The organism is Weissella oryzae SG25, assembly GCF_000691805.2.
In the GTDB taxonomy this organism is placed as follows: Bacteria; Bacillota; Bacilli; order Lactobacillales; family Lactobacillaceae; genus Weissella; species Weissella oryzae.
Map to the genome: position 1 here is coordinate 18,698 of NZ_DF820493.1, position 17,400 is coordinate 36,097.

Here is a 17,400-nt window from a genome sequence, read left to right on the forward strand (position 1 = left end):
ATTTAGTTGTGCTGCCGGTGTGATCCACCATTGGTACTTTGCTTTGGACTCTTTGCTCCACCAGCTTTATACCCTTGATTATTTTTCTTAGCATCTTTGTCGTTGTGACGACGCTCATTCCGATTACGGCTCGCAAAATTGCCACGACCATGGCGTTCTTCAGGCACTTTAATGTCTGTAACCGGTGCGGCTTCTGGGTCAACCAAGACAAAATCAAGAGCTGATTGCTCCTTATCAACGCGAATCAAGCGGACTTTAACCGTTTGACCAATTTGATAAATATGGTGTGAACGCCGGCCAATCAAGGCCAAATGTCCCTCATCAAAATAATAATTATCATCAGTCAAATTAGAAGTATGAATCAAACCTTCAACTGTATTTTCAAGTGATACAAACATTCCGAACTTCAAAACGCCGTTTACAACCGCATCAAATTCTTCACCAAGGCGATCTTCCATAAACTCAGCCTTCTTCATTGCATCAGTATCACGCTCGGTATCAATTGCCCGACGCTCACGGGTTGATGTATCAGCACCAATCTGGGCAAGTTGATCACGATACTTGGCTTGTGCCTGCTCATCAAGGCCAGCACTTGCGTACCACTTAATCAAACGATGTACCGTCAAATCAGGATAACGCCGAATTGGCGATGTAAAGTGCGTGTAGTATTGCGCCCCAATTCCAAAGTGTCCTAATGGCTCATCTGAATACTTCGCCTGCTTCATCGTCCGTAACATCATGGTTGAAACCATCTGCTCTTCTGGGCGATCAGCAAAATAGTTGTGAATTGTCTGCAAATCACTTGACTGGACTTTATTTGGATCAGCGTAGACTGGTGCGCCAAGGGCTTTCACAAATTCAAAGAACTTGGTTACCCGATCTAAGTCTGGTGATTCGTGAATCCGATATAGGAACGGTACTTTGGCTTGATCAAAGTGCATGGCTACTGCTTCGTTGGCAGCCAACATAAATGACTCAATAATCCGTTCTGACAAACCACGTTCCCGTAGTTGAATGTCCGTTGGCTTACCATTTTCATCGACGATAATTTTTGCCTCAGGTGCATCAAACTCAATTGCCCCACGCTCTGTACGGCGATTAGCCAAAGCCTCATGTAACAAAGCCATCTCTTCAAACATTGGCACTAATTCGCGGTATTCATCGCGAGTTTCTGCATCACCAGCCAAAATCGCATTAACAGCCTTATAAGTCATACGGGCATGTGACCGCATGACTGACGTATGTAGCCGATGATTTACCAAGCGACCATCTGGCGTAAACTCCATTTCAGCTGACATTGCTAGCCGGTCAACACCAGGATTAAGTGATGCAATTCCATTAGAGATGTTTCTTGGCAACATTGGGATTACCCGATCGGTCAAATAAACTGAGGTCCCCCGCTTATAAGCTTCACGATCCAAAGGAGTACCTTCAACGACATAATGTGAAACATCGGCAATATGCACACCTAAATGAAAATTACCGTTTGCTAAGCGCCAAACGACAACTGCATCATCCAAATCCTTTGATTCAATTGAATCAATAGTCACTAATGGTTGGTCAGTAATATCTTCACGACCTTCGCGTTCAGCAGCTTGTACTTCTGCGGGAATCTTTTCGGCCTGTTCCAAAACATCGGCTGGGAAAACATGTGGCACTTCGTGTTGATAAACAACTTGTAAAATGTCCACACCAGGTTCATCTTTGTAACCAATTGTCTCAGTTACGACACCGGTAAAGCGCTTTGGCGCTGCCAAACTTGGATACTCATCAATTGATACTACAACAACTTCACCATCATTAGGCTTTAAACCGCCATCTTTAATCAGTAATTGATGAGCTGCTAGTTTCTTGTCTGTTAAACGAACCGAACCAATATAACCAGCATATTCTGAACCGAGCTTAAACGCACCCACCAATTGGGTAAAATGCCGCGTAATAATCTCCATTACACGGCCTTCTGGTCCGCGACCATTAGCACTATCCGGCTTAGTAATTAATTTAACCCGAACTTCATCACCCTGTTGGGCTAATAACGTATTATCTGGATTAATAAAGATATCTTCTGCCTGTTCATCATAATGGACAAAACCGAAGCCCTTATCATTAGCCTTAAAAATACCAATGACTCCTTCACTATCAGCGTTATATTGAAAATCGCCGGCTTGTGTAACACGAACTTTACGTGCCCGTTCCAGCGCAGCTAAAGCCTGTACGACTTTAGTAAAAGCTTGACTATCAGCTAAATGTAACCCATCCGTTAAATTTTGGGCTGAAAAAGCTTGCGTGGAATTTGCTTTTAAAAAACCAAATAATTGGTCTTGTAATGTATTTTCTTCCATTTTTTCTTCCATTTCTTTTCTAAAAAACCCCCTCGCAGACTTAAGGTCACGAGAGGGACTATAGTACTCTAAATTATTAATGTGAACCAACGTAAACCAAGGCCAAGCCAATGATAAACCATATAGCTCCTAAAATCGCCGTGATTCGTTGCATAACAGCTTCAAAGCCACGTGATTTTTGTGTGGCGAATAAATCCCCACCGCCACCTGACAAAGCAGACAACGCATCTTGTTGTTTTGATGGTTGCATTAGAACCGCAATAATAATCAAAAGCCCAATCACAATCATCGCTGTTAACAAAATATTATACATGGGGCGCCTCCTCTATTCATTACACAAGTACTGTATTATTTTAGCATAGCCATTTTATATTTTCAAATTTGTCTGCTTTAAGTAAGCAATTGATTTTTCAAAAATAAAAAGCAGGTGCAATTATGCACCTGCTTTTTATCTTACTAACTTACTAATTATGCTTCGAAGTTAAGAATTGCTTCGCGAGCTTCCTTATCGATGTTGTAGAAGCTGTGAATACCCTTGTATTCAGCAACCTTGTCTGTCAACAAGTCTTCAATACGCATCAATTGGTTATACTTAGCAATCCGGTCAGTACGTGACATTGAACCTGTCTTGATTTGGCCGGCATTAGTTGCGACAACCAAGTCAGCAATTGTTGTGTCTTCAGTCTCACCTGAACGGTGTGACACGATAGCTGTGTAACCAGCTTCTTTAGCCATTTCAATTGCTTCCATTGTCTCAGTCAAAGTACCAATTTGGTTAACCTTGATCAAGATTGCGTTAGCAGCCTTCTTCTCAATACCCTTCTTCAAGAAAGTAGTATTTGTAACGAAGAAGTCATCACCAACAAGTTGAACCTTCTTGCCCAACTTAGCAGTCAACTTAGCCCAAGCATCCCATTGTGCTTCGTCATCCAAGTCAGCAGCTTCAGCCAATGGATCCTCGATTGAAACAACTGGATACTTCGCAACCAAGTCAGATAGGTACTCGATGAACTCGTCAGTCGTGTACTCTTGCTTATCTGGCTCACCAGCAAGTGTGTAAATACCAGTCTTAGCATCAAAGAACTCTGATGAAGCAACGTCAAAGGCAATAGCAATATCCTTACCAGGCTTGTAACCAGCTGCCTCGATAGCCTTCAACAAGTATTCAAATGGCTCTGCATTTGAAGCGAAGTTAGGAGCAAATCCACCTTCATCCCCAACAGCAGTTGAATGTCCAGATGCCTTCAACAACTTTTGCAAAGCATGGAATGTTTCTGAACCCATTCGAATAGCTTCTGCAACAGACTTAGCACCAACAGGCATAATCATGAACTCTTGGAAGTCAACTGAGTTATCAGCGTGAGCTCCACCATTGATAACGTTCATCATTGGTGTTGGCAAAACCTTGGCGTTAAATCCACCTAGGTAGTTGTACAATGGTGTACCTAACTCGTCAGCAGCTGCACGGGCAGCGGCAATTGAAACACCTAGAATGGCGTTAGCACCCAACTTACCCTTGTTTGGTGTACCGTCCAATGCAATCATTGTACGATCCAACAAAACTTGGTCAGTAACGTCCATACCAATCAACTTGTCCTTGATGATCTTGTTGACATTGTCAACAGCCTTCAAGACTCCCTTACCTAGGAAACGGTCTTTGTCACCATCACGTAGCTCTACGGCTTCATTAACACCAGTAGAAGCCCCTGAAGGGACGATACCGCGGCCGAAACCACCTAGCTCTGTGTAAACCTCAACTTCAACTGTGGGGTTACCACGTGAGTCCAAAACCTCACGTGCATAAATATCAGTAATTGCAGACATCTTGCCTTCTCCTTACATGACTCTAAAATTTTGGGTAATTCCCTTGCAAACAATTGTAACATATTTAACGGTCTTGCGAAGCATTGCACGTTTTTTTATTCAGCAAAACGTTTTGCTTGTTCGGCTAATTGAACCAGTTCAATAAAAGTAGTTGCATCTAATGCCGCATCACCAACTAACACACCATCTACATCTGGTTGATTCATTAGTTCAAAGGCATTATTAGGGCGAACCGAACCACCATAAAGAATCCGAATTTGGGCGGCAATTGCTTGACCGTACATATCCGCTAAGGTTGCCCGCATAATATGCAAGCTTTTTTGAACACTTTCTGCATTCATTGCTTGGCCTGAACCGATTGCTTGGGTTGGTTCATAAGCCAACATTAGTTGCGCCGCTGTTTTTGCTGGAATCCCTTTTAATGACTCAATCACTTGATTTACAACCCAGTGCATATGGTCATCGTTTGAAACCAATTGGATATTTTCATCAATCGCAATAATTGGTAACAAGCCATTTCGTAGTGCCGCTAAAACCTTTAAATTAACCATCTCATCTGTTTCACGAAAATAATTACGTCGTTCTGAATGACCAATAATCACATAACTAACCCCTAGATCAGCCAGCGCTGCTGGGCTAGTTTCTCCGGTATAAGCACCCCGATCTTCCCAGTAAACATTTTCAGCACCAATTAAAATTGGGCTTCCCTTTGCCGCATGAACCATTGACGTTAGTAATACATCTTGTCCCGCCAATACAGTATCGACTTCTGGATATTTTACTAATTGCTTTGCAACATCTTTAATATAAGCTGTAACTTCGCCTGGTAATTTATTCATTTTCCAGTTGGCAATCACAATTGGTCGTCGTGCCATTTTATTTGCCTCCAAAACTTTGGTTAAAATCTAGCTGTAATGCTCATTATAACAATCTTAAGTATAGGATAAAGCAATAAAAGTGCAAAGCTGCTTTAAGGTTAATCAATAAAAAGATTATCAATCCGTCGCATCTTAGCATCTATTTTTAATTGTAATAACTTTAATCCCATTTTAGAACTCGTAGGTTTAATGTCAGTCTGCGAATCTAAGGCTAAAATTTGCCAGCCAGTCCCAATTTTACTTAAGGAATTATGTTTTGTAGCATAGTAATCATCACCAAGCAAAACAGCTGTTCCTTTAACGCCCAGAAGCGCCCCTACGAGATGATAGTGAAAGCGCGTAGTTACCCAAAGCTGATCCTTTTTATAGGGAATACCCTTTTGCCAAATATCCCAAAAACCATAAAATTTTAGCCGCGCTTTAATATCAGGAAAATCATTCCAAACATCAGAGAAAAATAGCCAATTATCATCTGGAATCATTGCTTCCAAAACCCCAATTTTTTTAGTTTGATTTTCCGGTCGCTCCAAAAATTTAATTAACTTAGCAATAAAATTCTGTTCATCATCCATTGAGCTAAACGAACTAATCGATAGTAATATATCCGGATTGTCATCACTAACATTAAGTTTCAATGCATCTAACTTTTTTGCCATAAAAACATCATCAACTTCATACTGGGTGCCATTAATCTTAGCGCTCTCTTGGTCACGAACTCCAAAATAGTCAAAAACTGGCACATATTTTTCTGCTAAACAATCAGCATATAATGATGAAATTGGCGTTAAGCCTAGTCCAGTAGCAAACAATTTCACTTGTGGATTATGATCCTTAACATATTTTAGTAGCGGGAAAAAAAGATAGGTTCTAGTAAAAACATCTTGATCAACTGAAAAATACCCACCACCTAATAGATGAATTGATTGTGCATTCATCAAGTGATTAATACCCGCACTATTTCGCGGATCATTCCCTTCTAACGCTTCAAATAACTTCTCGGGGTTGGTTAAACTTGCTCCATCACTCTCAGCCTTATAAATTGCATTCCAAACAGTGTCAACAAAAATAATATTTTCAAAATCATTTGCAAATAAAAACTGAGCTCGGGCCGGGAAGGGTACATCCAAGGTTACTTTAGCCTCAGGGTGGTGGATCTTAAAATACTTCAGCCAAGTTCTAACAATCATTTCATCGCCAAAATTAGGGTAGCCAGCTGTTGATATTAAGTAGTATTCCATTATTAAAGCTTCCTCCATATTATCAATATTGCATTACTCCCCATAGCATTTAGCAACCATTCGTTTTTCTCAAAATTACTATTTTATTATTAAATAAAATAACAGGTTCCTTCTTAGCTGGCTAACTTTTGAATTAAAGTATCGCCAATAAAGGAACCTGTTTTTACTCATCTACTTAATTATTAATGGACGACTCAACCAAAGCCTTTACTTCATCATTTGTGTCCATATCCAAAGCCTGTTCAGCCAATGCTTGCATTGCTGTCGTGTCTAGCTTCTTCATCAATGAACGCGCTTGAAGCATTGAGGTTGCTGACATCGAGAACTCATCCAAGCCCATACCAACTAAAAGTGGTAGTGCAATCGGATCCCCAGCCATCTCGCCACACATGGCAGCAAACTTACCATGATCATGCGCCGCATCAATCACATTCTTAATCAAACGCAAAATCGATGGATTATAGGGCTGGTAAAGATATGAAATCTTATCATTACCACGATCAGCAGCCATTGAATATCCAATCAAATCGTTAGTTCCAATTGAAAAGAAATCCACTTCTGCTGCAAACTTATCAGCTAAGATTGCAGCTGCTGGCACTTCAATCATAATTCCTAATTTAATGTCTTCAGCAACTAAAATCCCTTGCGCTTCTAACTTAGCCTTTTCCTCGTCGAAAATTTTTCGCGCAGCTCGGAATTCTGGTAAGGTGGCTACCATTGGGAACATAATCCATAAGTTACCATAAACCGATGCCCGTAGTAGAGCCCGTAGCTGTGTGCGGAAGATATCATCGCGATCCAAGGAAATACGAATTGCACGGTAACCCAAGAAAGGATTTTCTTCTTTAGGTAAAGGTAGATATGGTAAGTTTTTATCACCACCGATGTCCATTGTTCGAACAGTAACAGTCTTGCCTGCCATGCCTTCTAAAACAGCCTTATAGGCAGTAAACTGCTCTTCTTCAGTTGGTAACTCTTTTGAATCCATATAGAGGAATTCGGTACGATAAAGGCCAACGCCTTCTCCACCATTATCAAGTACACCTGCTAAGTCTTTAGGCGTCCCAATATTTGCACCAATCATGAAGACTTTACCATCAGCTGTTACTGATTCCTTATCCTTCAACTTGGCCCATTCAGCCTTTTGAGCAAGATATTGGTTTCCCTTAGTCTGATAGGCACTTATTTGCTCACCGCTTGGTTCAACAATTGCAAGTCCGTCTAAGCCATCCAGAATCATCATCTGACCATCAGCAATTTTTTGCGTAGCAACTTCAGAACCCACAATTGCGGGAATCTCTAAAGTCCGTGCCATAATGGCTGCATGCGCAGTTCGACCACCAATATTAGTGATGAAACCCTTAACAAAATTACGGTCCAATTGAGCTGTATCTGATGGTGTCATATCATTAGCAACAATGATAACTTCTTCATCAATCAAAGCCGGATTTGGCAACTGCTTATTCAATAGATGTGCCAAAACACGTTTGGTCACGTCACGAATATCAGCCGCCCGTTCAGCCATATAAGGATTATCATCTGCCATGCCTTCAAACATTGCAATGTAAGTATCTGTAATTGCTGTAAGCGCTGCTTCAGCATTTACTTTATCCGTTGTAATCTGCCCTTCGATTCCCGCCGATAACTCTGGGTCTTCAAGAACCATAATATGTGCAGTAAAGACTTCAGACTCTGCTTCGCCCATGCTTACTAGTGCTTTAGCTTTAATTTGTTCCAAATCTGCCTTTGATGCATCAAAGGCCGCTCTAAGGCGGCCTTTTTCTGCTTCAACGTTATCAATTGTACGTTGTTCAAAAGACAAATCAGGATCAACGAGCTTGTATGCTTTCGCAATTGCAACACCGTTTGATGCAGCAATCCCCCTAATTTCATCTGCCATCGTTTATCCCTCAATGAGTTGTCTTTTAGTCAACTAAACCTTCAGCTGACATAGTGTTAGCAATTGCATCAAGTGCTTCTGTTTCATCTTCACCCTCAGCAGTAATCTTAACTTCAGCACCTTGACCAACACCAAGTGACATAACACCCATAATTGACTTCAAATTTACATCTTTACCTTGGTATGACAAAGTAACACTTGATGAGAACTTTGAAGCAGCTTGAACCAACAAAGTTGCTGGACGAGCGTGGATACCTGTTTCGGCTACAATGTGAAATTCGCGTGATTCCATGATAAAAATCTCCTTAGATCTGTTTTTCTCTTTTTTATAAAGGTCAAAAATCCACAATAAATATAGATTTGACTACATCAACCATTCTAGCAGGTTTGTAAGGCATTCGCAAGCGCTTTCATCTAATTTTCAAAGTATATTTTATTTTTTTATAATTAATTTTCTAACTCTCGCACATAAGTTACAACCCCGTCTAAATCAGCAATCCCACGAACTGTATTCTGATAAGGATAATTGCGCCAAATATTATAAAAATCTAAATAATTATCTTTGGTAACTTGAAAACTATCAATCTCACCATTGTGTAAGTCAGCTAAAAGCGCTTTAAAATCCATATTAAACCTCCCATGAACTAACTACAATTTTACCACTATCCCAGCGATAAAAGAATTTTCTTAAACACAAACTAAAACGTTAGCAAAATTGAGCCATAAGTAAAACCAGCACCAAAACCGGTCAACAAAATCCGCTTACCAGTTAAATCATTATTAGTCCGATACTCATCTAACCCAATCGCAATTCCTGCTGCCGAAGTATTGCCATATTTAATTACATTTTGCGCAAATTTTTCTAGCGGTTGCCCGAGTTCGTCAGCCAAGGCTTCAATGATTCTTAGATTGGCTTGATGCAAAACAAAATAGTCAATATCAGCTGGCACTAGCGCATTATCGGCCAAGAAGGTCTTGATATGCGTTGGAATCAAACGTAACACTTCACTAAAGACCTCACGCCCTTCTTGATGAAAGGCCGTTATCTCTGGATAGTTGTCCGCTTTCAGCTCCTTGAGGGGTGGAATTTTACCAGACTGAACAACCCGGTCATTGCCAATGGTATGGAGCGATTCTGCCGCTAAAACGCCATCTTCGCTGGCTCCTAAAACAAAAGCCGCTGCGCCATCACCAAAAAAAACGGCTGAAGTTCGGTCTGTAAAATCCATCATCTTCGAATTAACCTCAGCTGCAATCACTAAGACTCTATCATAATTTGCTGTTTGTAAAAACTTGTCAGCCGTGCTTAGTGCGAAGATAAAGCCCGCACAGGCGGTTGATATATCATAGGCAAAAGCCTTACTTGCACCAATATTACGCTGAACCAATGCCGCCGTTGAAGGCGCTAATCCATCGGGCGTAAAGGTCGCAACAATGATTAAGTCTATATCATTAGCCGATAGACCGGCTTGTATCAAGGCTTTTTGCGCCGCTTTAGTTGCTAAATCAGATGTATTTTCACCTTCTAGTGAAATATGTCGTGTCTTAATTCCGGTATGCTTTTGAATCCAGGCATCACTGGTTGGCATTATTTGTGCCAATTCATCGTTATCGATAACATTGTTAGGTACATAATGCGCTGATGCTAAAATTCTACTACCTTGCGTCATGTTACGTCCTCGTTATTAATGCTTACTCAGCTACTGAGTTCGCATTCTCCATATTAGCTTGCGTAATTTTAAAGTTCTCATTGTAATTGAAGGCATTTTGGCCAGCAATTGCACCATCACCAACGGCCGTAGTGATTTGCCGTAAAGTTTTCTCACGAACATCGCCAATTGCAAAAATTCCCGCCTGCTTTGTCTGCATTGCATCGTCAGTTACTACCCAACCTTGCTCGTTCGTCACCCCTAAATCAGTAAAAGCTTCTGATACCGGAAGAACTCCAACGTAGATAAAGACGCCAGCAGCAGGAATAAAGCTTTGTTCCTGTGTTTTTACATTACGCACATTAACACCGCTAACCCGATTGTCAGCTCCTGTAATCTCTTCAACAACTGTATCCCAAACAAAATCAATTTTTTCATTAGCAAAAGCGCGGTCTTGCAAAATCTTTTGTGCTCGTAAACTATCACGACGATGAATAACCGTCACATGGTCAACAATCCCCGCTAAATAAGTTGCTTCTTCGATTGCTGAATCCCCGCCGCCAATCACAACAACTTCTTGGTTACGGAAAAAGCCACCATCACAAACGGCACAGTAAGAAACACCTCGTCCTGTAAATGTTTCTTCACCAGGTACACCCAGCTTTTTATAAGCAGCACCGGTAGCAAGAATTACTGTATTCGTAATATATTGATCCACATCAGTAACAACCTGCCATGTCTTATCTGGTAGCGTTTCAATGTGTTGTACCGTACCAAATGCATATTCAGCACCAAATTTTGTCGCTGAAGCGTACATTTTTTCAGAAAGGTCAGGCCCCAACACTAATTCAAACCCGGGATAGTTTTCAATTTCAGCTGTATTGTTCATTTGACCGCCATATATTCCCCGGTCGATCATTAAGACCGACATATTAGCACGCGAAGTATAAGTAGCAGCCGTCATACCACCAGGGCCAGCCCCAATAATAATTGTATCGTAGTGCTTCATATTGTTTTCCTCCGTACATAACACTAACTATTTGTTAGCTTCAATATAATATTTTACCCGCTTACCTAGCTTTTTTCCAGTCATTAACCTTAAACCAAATAAGTCAGTCAAAATAAAAACGGCTGCTTGATCGCTTTGACCAGTCACCCGTTTCCTTTTTAGCTAAATTAATCTAAGTCTTTAGCCAAATCTTTCAAATATGCTCGCAACTTATCTTTTGTCTGTGGGTGCTCTAACCCAAACTCGATATTAGTTGTCAAGAAACCAATCTTTGAGCCGACATCAAAACGGCGACCCTTAAAATTATGAGCATAAACGTGTTGGCGCTTGTTTAGTGAATCGATTGCATCAGTAAGTTGAATTTCATTTCCCTTACCTGGTGCAGTCTGCTCCAATTCTTCAAAAATTTCAGGCGTCAAAAGATAGCGACCAATAATTGCCAAGTTTGAAGGTGCATCTTCAGGCTTAGGCTTTTCAACGAAAGAATTTACTTGGTACAAACCATCTTCAAGTTCCATCTCAGGTGCAATCACCCCATACTCAGAAACTTGATCATGTGGCACTTCCATAACAGCTAACGTTGACTCGCCAGTCTTCTCATAGCGCTCAATCAACTGCTTAGTCAATGGCACTTCATCGGTCATCAAATCATCACCAAGCATTACCACAAAGGGCTCATCACCAATAAATGTCTTGGCAGTCAAAACGGCATCACCAAGGCCACGTGGGTGTGATTGGCGAATGAAGTACAAATTAATGTCAGTTGTTTCTTCAACAATCTTAAGTAATTCATCCTTACCCTTATCCCGCAAGTTATTCTCTAGTTCAGGATTAGAATCAAAATGATCTTCAATTGAACGCTTTGACTTACCATCAACAATGACGATATCTTCGATTCCTGAAGCCAAAGCTTCCTCAATAATAAATTGAATAGTTGGCTTATCGACAATAGGTAACATTTCCTTAGCTAATGCTTTAGTAGCTGGCAAGAAACGAGTTCCAAGTCCTGCGGCTGGAATAATTGCTTTACGTACTGGTTTCATAATAATTTTAATTCCCTTCTTGTTGCAGTTCACGTTCCATTAGTGCCGTGACTACTTCTTTTGTATTTTTTCCTTCGTATAAAACACTATAAATTGCATCAGTAATCGGCATCGGTACATGTTTAAGCCGGCCTAGCTCATGTACCACCTTAGTCGTTGAAATTCCTTCAATGACCATACCCATTTCAGATACGACTTCATCTACCGACTTGTTTTTACCTAATTCAAGACCTGCTCTAAAGTTACGTGAATGTACCGACGTCGCTGTCACAAAGAGGTCGCCAACACCCGCCAAACCCATAAAGGTTAATGGATTAGCGCCAAAAGCTTGCCCTAGGCGGCTCATCTCTGCCAACCCCCGCGTAAATAGCGCTGCTTTAGCATTTGCATCAAAGCCTAAGGCTTCAATTGCACCTGCACCAATCGCAATCACGTTTTTTAAAGCACCACCAAATTCAGAACCAACTAGGTCAGTGTTAGTGTATGCCCTGAAAAATTGGTTTGAGAATGCCGCCTGCATCTGTTTAGCAATTTGTAAATCTTCAGCAGCCATCGTTACCAAAGTAGGATCATGTTTGATGACACCTTCAGCATGTGACGGTCCGGCAATAATACCTATGCCCAATCGATTTGCTTGCGGAATTTCTTCTGCCAACATCTCAGACGGACGTTTATAAGTATTTGCTTCAATCCCTTTAGTCGCTGCAACTAAAGTAACTTGTTGGTCTAGTGCAACTAACACCGCCGCTAATTGACGTGCTACTTGCCTAGTTGCCTTAGTCGGAACCACCGTTAATACCATCGTCGCACCCCGCACAGCTGTCTGCATGTCAGCAGTTGCTACAACTGCAGGATGAATCGGATTATCTCCTAAGTATTGGTGATTACGGTGTAGCTCATTAATTTCATTAACTTGTGTTGGTTTATATGTCCATAGACGAACATCATGGCCGTTCTCAGCTGCCACATGCGCTAATGCCGTTCCCCACGAACCGGCGCCAAGCACTGCAATAACTTCTTTTCCCACAATATTGTTCTCCATTTCGAATTGTTAGATAGTTAAAATCAGACAATATGAGTATACTACCATAGATAATTGCAAATAACGAGCAAGCTTAATATATTATTTAATCATCATTCTATTCGAATTATTCACTTTCCGTTGAATTCTTTGCAATTAAATTGTTCAAATTACGGTTAAAAGTCTCGGTTGCATCAAAGCCCATCTTCTTGGCACGGAAATTCTTAGCTGCTGTTTCAATCAAAACAGCCAAATTCCGTCCAGTCTGTACGGGTAATACTAGGCGTGGTAGTTCTACATTTTCAATTACCAAGGCATCTTCACTATTACCTAGACGGTCAATTTGTTGTCCATCTTCCCATTTTTGAAGATGTAAATTGAAGGAAATCGTTGCATGAGATCGCACAGCTCCAGCGCCAAAAAGATTCAAAACATCAATAATACCAACTCCACGTAATTCCATCAGATTACGTAGGATTGCTGGTGCTTCACCAACTAAATGTTCTTCATCTTGCGCGTAAATGTCAACTCGATCATCAGCAATCAAGCGGTGACCACGTTGAATTAATTCCAAAGCCGTTTCTGACTTACCAACGCCTGAATCACCAGTAATCAAAACCCCTAAGCCGAAAATATCGACCAATACGCCATGGACTGACTCGCGCTCAGCCAGGGCGCCACCAAGAAAATAGGTCATATTTGATAGAATCCGTGAAGAAGTCAAATCAGTCGTTAAAACTGGCACCTGTTTTTCAGCTGCAACATCCATAAATTCTGGTTTTAACTTGCGCCCAGTTGAAACAACCATTGCAGGCGTTCGGTCAGTCATCATCTTACGCGCCACAAGCATTAGCTCATCATGGTTCATCCGCTCCATAAAGGAGGTTTCAGTGATTCCCAATAATTGGACACGTTCAGGAGCATAATAATTAAAATATCCAGTCATTTCAAGCCCAGGACGTGAAATATCCGGAGTAGTAATCTGCCGATCTAAATAGTCTTCACCAGTTAATAAACTTAAATGTGTCCGCGCCAGTAAATCGCGAACCGTAATTACCGAATTTGCCATTTTATTATTCCTTCTTAGTCATTGCGAGCTAAATAATTTGAAACAACCAAATTAACTAGCCACATAATAATCGAAATTAACACTGCCCAGCCAAACGAAGTAAATTGAAACCCCTTACCAACAATTGCTGCTGTCAACCATAAAACAGTTCCATTTACAATTAAACCAAATAAACCGAAGGTTAGAATTGTCAACGGCAAAGCAAGTAGCTGTAAGACTGGTCGTACCAAAGCATTCAGCACTCCCAGAATCAAAGCTGCAATAAAAGCAGTAAAAATCGAATCAATATGGAGCCCTTGTGAGAAAAAACCCGCCAAGGCTAACAAAGTTATTGCATTAATTACCAAGCGTTGTAGAAAGTGCATTCGTTTAAATTTTATTTCTTTCATTTATCTCTAAGCCTTTCAATTAGTGCTCAGGCTAAGTATAACAAAGAAACCGTTTCCTTTAAAACCCATTATTGCATAAAAAAAGCATTTCCATCGCAAGGACGAAAATACTTTAAGAACTAGCTTTTATTTGTTACGAGGACCAAACATACCTTCAAATGGTGAGTGTCCAGTATTAGCGACTTGCGTCAAAAACATCTTAACTGCTTGTTGTGATGATAATCCTTCATTACGGAAAACACTATCAACACGTTGCTTTACATCGTCTTCAATACGAATTTGAATTAACTTTTCCATTATGCGCATTCTCTCAGTCAAATTTATTATAAAAGTAATTATAAACTACATTATCAAAAAATGATATAGTTATTTTTGTAAGCGGAATATTCATAGTCATACACATATAAATAGTCATTTTTTAATCTGACATTCTTTCATTTTAAAGCATTTTTGTTTTCAATGGCCTTATATTATTTAGGTAATGATAATTCGCTAAATATTTGAGAACAAAAGTTCGTTTTTACAAACAGTTATATTACTAAAAGCTTTAAATTAGCAATATTATAGCATTTTGGGCTTGCAAGTATCTTACTCAATTAACTTTTATGCTAATAGGCATAATTTTCTTCTTAAATTCGCTTAATATAATAGAAAAAACCGTTGATTCAAAGAATCAACGGTTTTTAATTTGGCATGCTATTGTAAGACCGGCAATAGCTCCGGTGATGGTTACCCATCAGTCACCATACAGTTACAAGGTTTCCCTTGTAGTAGTCATCTGCAGCAGTAGTATTTCCACAAACACTAACTACCCTCTCCGACATATGCGGTCGTTAATGAGAGGTGGCTAAAAAATTTCAAATAAATTGAAATCTCTCGACTCATCGCATGTAAGAAATTATAACAGCTCTTAGTCTATCTAGCAAGCCGATTCTTACTTCTTTTAGTTCTAATCCGCATTACTAAGCGAATAAAAGTTATTAACCAAGCGATTAACACCAATATTGCCCCTAAAGTAAAGGCACTCTGCATCCCTTTTACGAAAACCAAATCGTGTCCTTGCGGATAAGCAACAACTTTTTTACCCATACTATTACTCATTGAAAAATATAAGGCCGTTGTCACTGCTGATGTCCCAATAATCATGCCCAAATTACGTGCCAAGGCATTTAAGGCCCCCGCTACACCGAGTTGATTACTTGGTGCCGCCGTCATTATCAAAGCATTATTAGGCGTTTGGAAGAAGGCGGTTCCTAAACCAGCAAGAGCCATCAATAAAACAACAAAGCCCATGGCTGAATTTGCATCAATTACCCGCCAACCAAACATCGCCAAGACTAATCCACTAAGTGCAAACAAAGTAACATATTCACGGTCATATTTATCAGCAATCATTCCTGCTAAAGGTGCCCCTATCATCATCGCAACTGGAATCGTCATCATATATAAGCCTGACCTTCCGGTTGAAAAGCCACGCAAATTTTCAAGATAGAATGGTAATAAAACATTTGAGAAGAAATTAGTTGTAAACACCAATAATGAAGCAATTAACGACAGCGTAAACAATCCCGTTTTAAAAATCGTCAAATCCAATAAAGGTTCAGCCACTCGACGCTCCCAAATTATAAAGGTTCCCAACAAAAGCAAAGAAATTGCATCTAATAATAGCGATAATGGCGCTGTGAACCCGATCATTTGGGCTAAGTTAATCCCTAGGAAAAAGACTGTTATGAAACTAAAGAACAATCCTGCACCAAACCAATCAATCTTGATTGACCGGCTTGGTTGTTGATTCTTAGGAAAGAAGTAATTTCCTGCGATAATTGCCAGGATTCCAACTGGAACATTAATCCAAAATATATATGACCAAGGTAGATATTGCAAAATGATTCCACCTAATGCCGGCCCAGCAATTGAACCTAATGAAACAAATAATGCATTAAAGGACATGGCCCGTGCCCGCATAGCGAGTGGCGCAACATCAGTTGTAATCCCAAATGAATTACTCATTGTCATAGAAGCGCCTAACGCTTGTATAACCCGAGCAAAAAGTAGAAATCCCAAACCAAAATTAAAGCCGGCCAATAAAGAACCCAAGGTGAAAATATAAGTTCCCCACTTAAAAACACGAATCTTGCCAACTTGATCCCCCAACCGACCAAAAAAAGTTAAGAGTCCTGAAATAACAATTAAGTAAATTGATACCGTCCAGGTCGCCTGATTCATTGGAACTGATAGATCCCGCGACATGATAGGTAAAGCGATATTAACAATTGATGCATCTAAAGTTGACATGAAAGTAAATAGTCCTAAAGCCGTCATCGTCAACCATAAATGTTTACTACTTTTATTCTCCACTAACCTGCATACCTCATATATCTTTTGTGTGTTGTAACATTATAACAATTTTTTTAAAGATTATTCATTATCCTTTCTATTCTAAACCGCTTTCATTTATTATTTCATGCGGTATAATATATATATCAGACAGATTTGAAAAAGGACGGTATTTTTCCATGGCAACAGAAAGCATGAACTACAAGAACATTTTGGCCCCCGTTGATGGGTCAGACATCTCAAAGCGCATCGTTGAAAAGGCCTCAGCTGTGGCTGTGCGTAACAATACACGTTTAGACCTACTTTACGTAATTGACACTAACTCACTTTCCGGTCTTGCTGGTATGTCAATTTCTGGCGACGTAGTCTACCAACTTGTCCAAGATGCTGAAGAAAAGTTAGCTGAATATAAAGCATTAGCCAGTAAAGAAGGCGTTTCAGATGTTGATATTCACGTTCGTTTTGGTTCTCCTAAGACTGTTATTGCCCGTGACTTTCCAGCCGACCATGACACTGAACTAATCATGCTTGGTAAATCTGGCTTAAACGCGCTTGAGCGCTTGCTAGTTGGATCAGTTACCGCCTTTGTTATCCAAAATGCTACAGTTGACGTTTTGATTGTTCAATAGGCTATACTACTATATTAATCAGCAGCGATACCTTATAATTGAGGTATCGTTTTTTTTATAAATTATAAGTAA

Annotated in this window: 17 protein-coding genes; 1 reads left to right on the plus strand and 16 read right to left on the minus strand. The window is 40.2% G+C overall.

Annotated features, from left to right (window positions below; translation table 11 throughout):
- Positions 1-2: 2 nt before the first annotated feature.
- The 16 genes from rnr to TT13_RS07680 form a co-directional block, all read right to left on the minus strand.
- Positions 3-2,342, minus strand: a complete 2,340-nt coding sequence (gene rnr / locus TT13_RS07605) for a ribonuclease R (protein ID WP_027699426.1) — start codon at positions 2,340-2,342, stop codon at positions 3-5.
- 76 nt (positions 2,343-2,418) lie between these two features.
- Positions 2,419-2,655: a preprotein translocase subunit SecG gene (secG, locus tag TT13_RS07610; RefSeq protein ID WP_027699427.1), complete on the minus strand. Its 237-nt coding sequence runs from the start codon at positions 2,653-2,655 to the stop codon at positions 2,419-2,421.
- 155 nt (positions 2,656-2,810) lie between these two features.
- Positions 2,811-4,166 (minus strand): phosphopyruvate hydratase, encoded by a 1,356-nt coding sequence (eno, locus tag TT13_RS07615; RefSeq protein ID WP_027699428.1) that lies wholly within the window; start codon positions 4,164-4,166, stop codon positions 2,811-2,813.
- 95 nt (positions 4,167-4,261) lie between these two features.
- Positions 4,262-5,041, minus strand: a complete 780-nt coding sequence (tpiA, locus tag TT13_RS07620) for a triose-phosphate isomerase (protein ID WP_027699429.1) — start codon at positions 5,039-5,041, stop codon at positions 4,262-4,264.
- A gap of 101 nt (positions 5,042-5,142) precedes the next feature.
- Positions 5,143-6,282, minus strand: a complete 1,140-nt coding sequence (locus TT13_RS07625; protein ID WP_045476979.1) for a polysaccharide pyruvyl transferase family protein — start codon at positions 6,280-6,282, stop codon at positions 5,143-5,145.
- 175 nt (positions 6,283-6,457) lie between these two features.
- On the minus strand, positions 6,458-8,182 hold the full coding sequence (gene ptsP / locus TT13_RS07630) for a phosphoenolpyruvate--protein phosphotransferase (RefSeq protein ID WP_027699431.1): 1,725 nt from the start codon (positions 8,180-8,182) through the stop codon (positions 6,458-6,460).
- Between the two features lie 25 nt (positions 8,183-8,207).
- Complete coding sequence (locus TT13_RS07635) at positions 8,208-8,474, minus strand: phosphocarrier protein HPr (RefSeq protein WP_027699432.1); 267 nt, start codon at positions 8,472-8,474, stop codon at positions 8,208-8,210.
- A 155-nt stretch (positions 8,475-8,629) separates the two neighbouring features.
- Positions 8,630-8,809 (minus strand): hypothetical protein, encoded by a 180-nt coding sequence (locus TT13_RS07640; protein ID WP_027699433.1) that lies wholly within the window; start codon positions 8,807-8,809, stop codon positions 8,630-8,632.
- Positions 8,810-8,880: 71 nt separating this feature from the next.
- Positions 8,881-9,852 (minus strand): beta-ketoacyl-ACP synthase III, encoded by a 972-nt coding sequence (locus TT13_RS07645; RefSeq protein ID WP_027699434.1) that lies wholly within the window; start codon positions 9,850-9,852, stop codon positions 8,881-8,883.
- Between the two features lie 22 nt (positions 9,853-9,874).
- On the minus strand, positions 9,875-10,840 hold the full coding sequence (gene trxB / locus TT13_RS07650; protein ID WP_027699435.1) for a thioredoxin-disulfide reductase: 966 nt from the start codon (positions 10,838-10,840) through the stop codon (positions 9,875-9,877).
- 167 nt (positions 10,841-11,007) lie between these two features.
- Complete coding sequence (gene galU, locus TT13_RS07655; RefSeq protein WP_027699436.1) at positions 11,008-11,883, minus strand: UTP--glucose-1-phosphate uridylyltransferase GalU; 876 nt, start codon at positions 11,881-11,883, stop codon at positions 11,008-11,010.
- A gap of 7 nt (positions 11,884-11,890) precedes the next feature.
- The gene (locus TT13_RS07660; RefSeq protein ID WP_027699437.1) at positions 11,891-12,910 is read right to left on the minus strand and encodes an NAD(P)H-dependent glycerol-3-phosphate dehydrogenase; all 1,020 of its coding nucleotides are present in this window, start codon (positions 12,908-12,910) and stop codon (positions 11,891-11,893) included.
- Positions 12,911-13,031: 121 nt separating this feature from the next.
- Entirely contained in the window at positions 13,032-13,973 is a 942-nt protein-coding gene (hprK, locus tag TT13_RS07665) for an HPr(Ser) kinase/phosphatase (protein ID WP_027699438.1), read from the minus strand.
- 14 nt (positions 13,974-13,987) lie between these two features.
- A complete protein-coding gene (locus TT13_RS07670; protein ID WP_190279645.1) occupies positions 13,988-14,362 on the minus strand; it encodes a phage holin family protein in 375 nt (124 codons plus the stop codon).
- Between the two features lie 126 nt (positions 14,363-14,488).
- On the minus strand, positions 14,489-14,659 hold the full coding sequence (locus TT13_RS07675) for a type II toxin-antitoxin system RelB/DinJ family antitoxin (RefSeq protein ID WP_190279646.1): 171 nt from the start codon (positions 14,657-14,659) through the stop codon (positions 14,489-14,491).
- 618 nt (positions 14,660-15,277) lie between these two features.
- Entirely contained in the window at positions 15,278-16,684 is a 1,407-nt protein-coding gene (locus tag TT13_RS07680; RefSeq protein WP_082816207.1) for an MFS transporter, read from the minus strand.
- Between the two features lie 194 nt (positions 16,685-16,878).
- Here TT13_RS07680 and TT13_RS07685 point away from each other — a divergent pair, with 194 nt between their 5' ends.
- A complete protein-coding gene (locus TT13_RS07685; RefSeq protein ID WP_027699442.1) occupies positions 16,879-17,328 on the plus strand; it encodes a universal stress protein in 450 nt (149 codons plus the stop codon).
- The last annotated feature ends 72 nt before the right edge of the window (positions 17,329-17,400 follow it).

What these genes read in the sequence shown, in the direction of transcription:
- rnr (WP_027699426.1), bottom strand. Translation starts at nt 2,342, where the DNA reads ATGGAAGAAAATACATTACAAGACCAATTATTTGGTTTTTTAAAAGCA.
- secG (WP_027699427.1), bottom strand. Translation starts at nt 2,655, where the DNA reads ATGTATAATATTTTGTTAACAGCGATGATTGTGATTGGGCTTTTGATT.
- eno (WP_027699428.1), bottom strand. Translation starts at nt 4,166, where the DNA reads ATGTCTGCAATTACTGATATTTATGCACGTGAGGTTTTGGACTCACGT.
- tpiA (WP_027699429.1), bottom strand. Translation starts at nt 5,041, where the DNA reads ATGGCACGACGACCAATTGTGATTGCCAACTGGAAAATGAATAAATTA.
- TT13_RS07625 (WP_045476979.1), bottom strand. Translation starts at nt 6,282, where the DNA reads ATGGAATACTACTTAATATCAACAGCTGGCTACCCTAATTTTGGCGAT.
- ptsP (WP_027699431.1), bottom strand. Translation starts at nt 8,182, where the DNA reads ATGGCAGATGAAATTAGGGGGATTGCTGCATCAAACGGTGTTGCAATT.
- TT13_RS07635 (WP_027699432.1), bottom strand. Translation starts at nt 8,474, where the DNA reads ATGGAATCACGCGAATTTCACATTGTAGCCGAAACAGGTATCCACGCT.
- TT13_RS07640 (WP_027699433.1), bottom strand. Translation starts at nt 8,809, where the DNA reads ATGGATTTTAAAGCGCTTTTAGCTGACTTACACAATGGTGAGATTGAT.
- TT13_RS07645 (WP_027699434.1), bottom strand. Translation starts at nt 9,852, where the DNA reads ATGACGCAAGGTAGTAGAATTTTAGCATCAGCGCATTATGTACCTAAC.
- trxB (WP_027699435.1), bottom strand. Translation starts at nt 10,840, where the DNA reads ATGAAGCACTACGATACAATTATTATTGGGGCTGGCCCTGGTGGTATG.
- galU (WP_027699436.1), bottom strand. Translation starts at nt 11,883, where the DNA reads ATGAAACCAGTACGTAAAGCAATTATTCCAGCCGCAGGACTTGGAACT.
- hprK (WP_027699438.1), bottom strand. Translation starts at nt 13,973, where the DNA reads ATGGCAAATTCGGTAATTACGGTTCGCGATTTACTGGCGCGGACACAT.
- TT13_RS07670 (WP_190279645.1), bottom strand. Translation starts at nt 14,362, where the DNA reads ATGAAAGAAATAAAATTTAAACGAATGCACTTTCTACAACGCTTGGTA.
- TT13_RS07675 (WP_190279646.1), bottom strand. Translation starts at nt 14,659, where the DNA reads ATGGAAAAGTTAATTCAAATTCGTATTGAAGACGATGTAAAGCAACGT.
- TT13_RS07680 (WP_082816207.1), bottom strand. Translation starts at nt 16,684, where the DNA reads ATGACGGCTTTAGGACTATTTACTTTCATGTCAACTTTAGATGCATCA.
- TT13_RS07685 (WP_027699442.1), top strand. Translation starts at nt 16,879, where the DNA reads ATGGCAACAGAAAGCATGAACTACAAGAACATTTTGGCCCCCGTTGAT.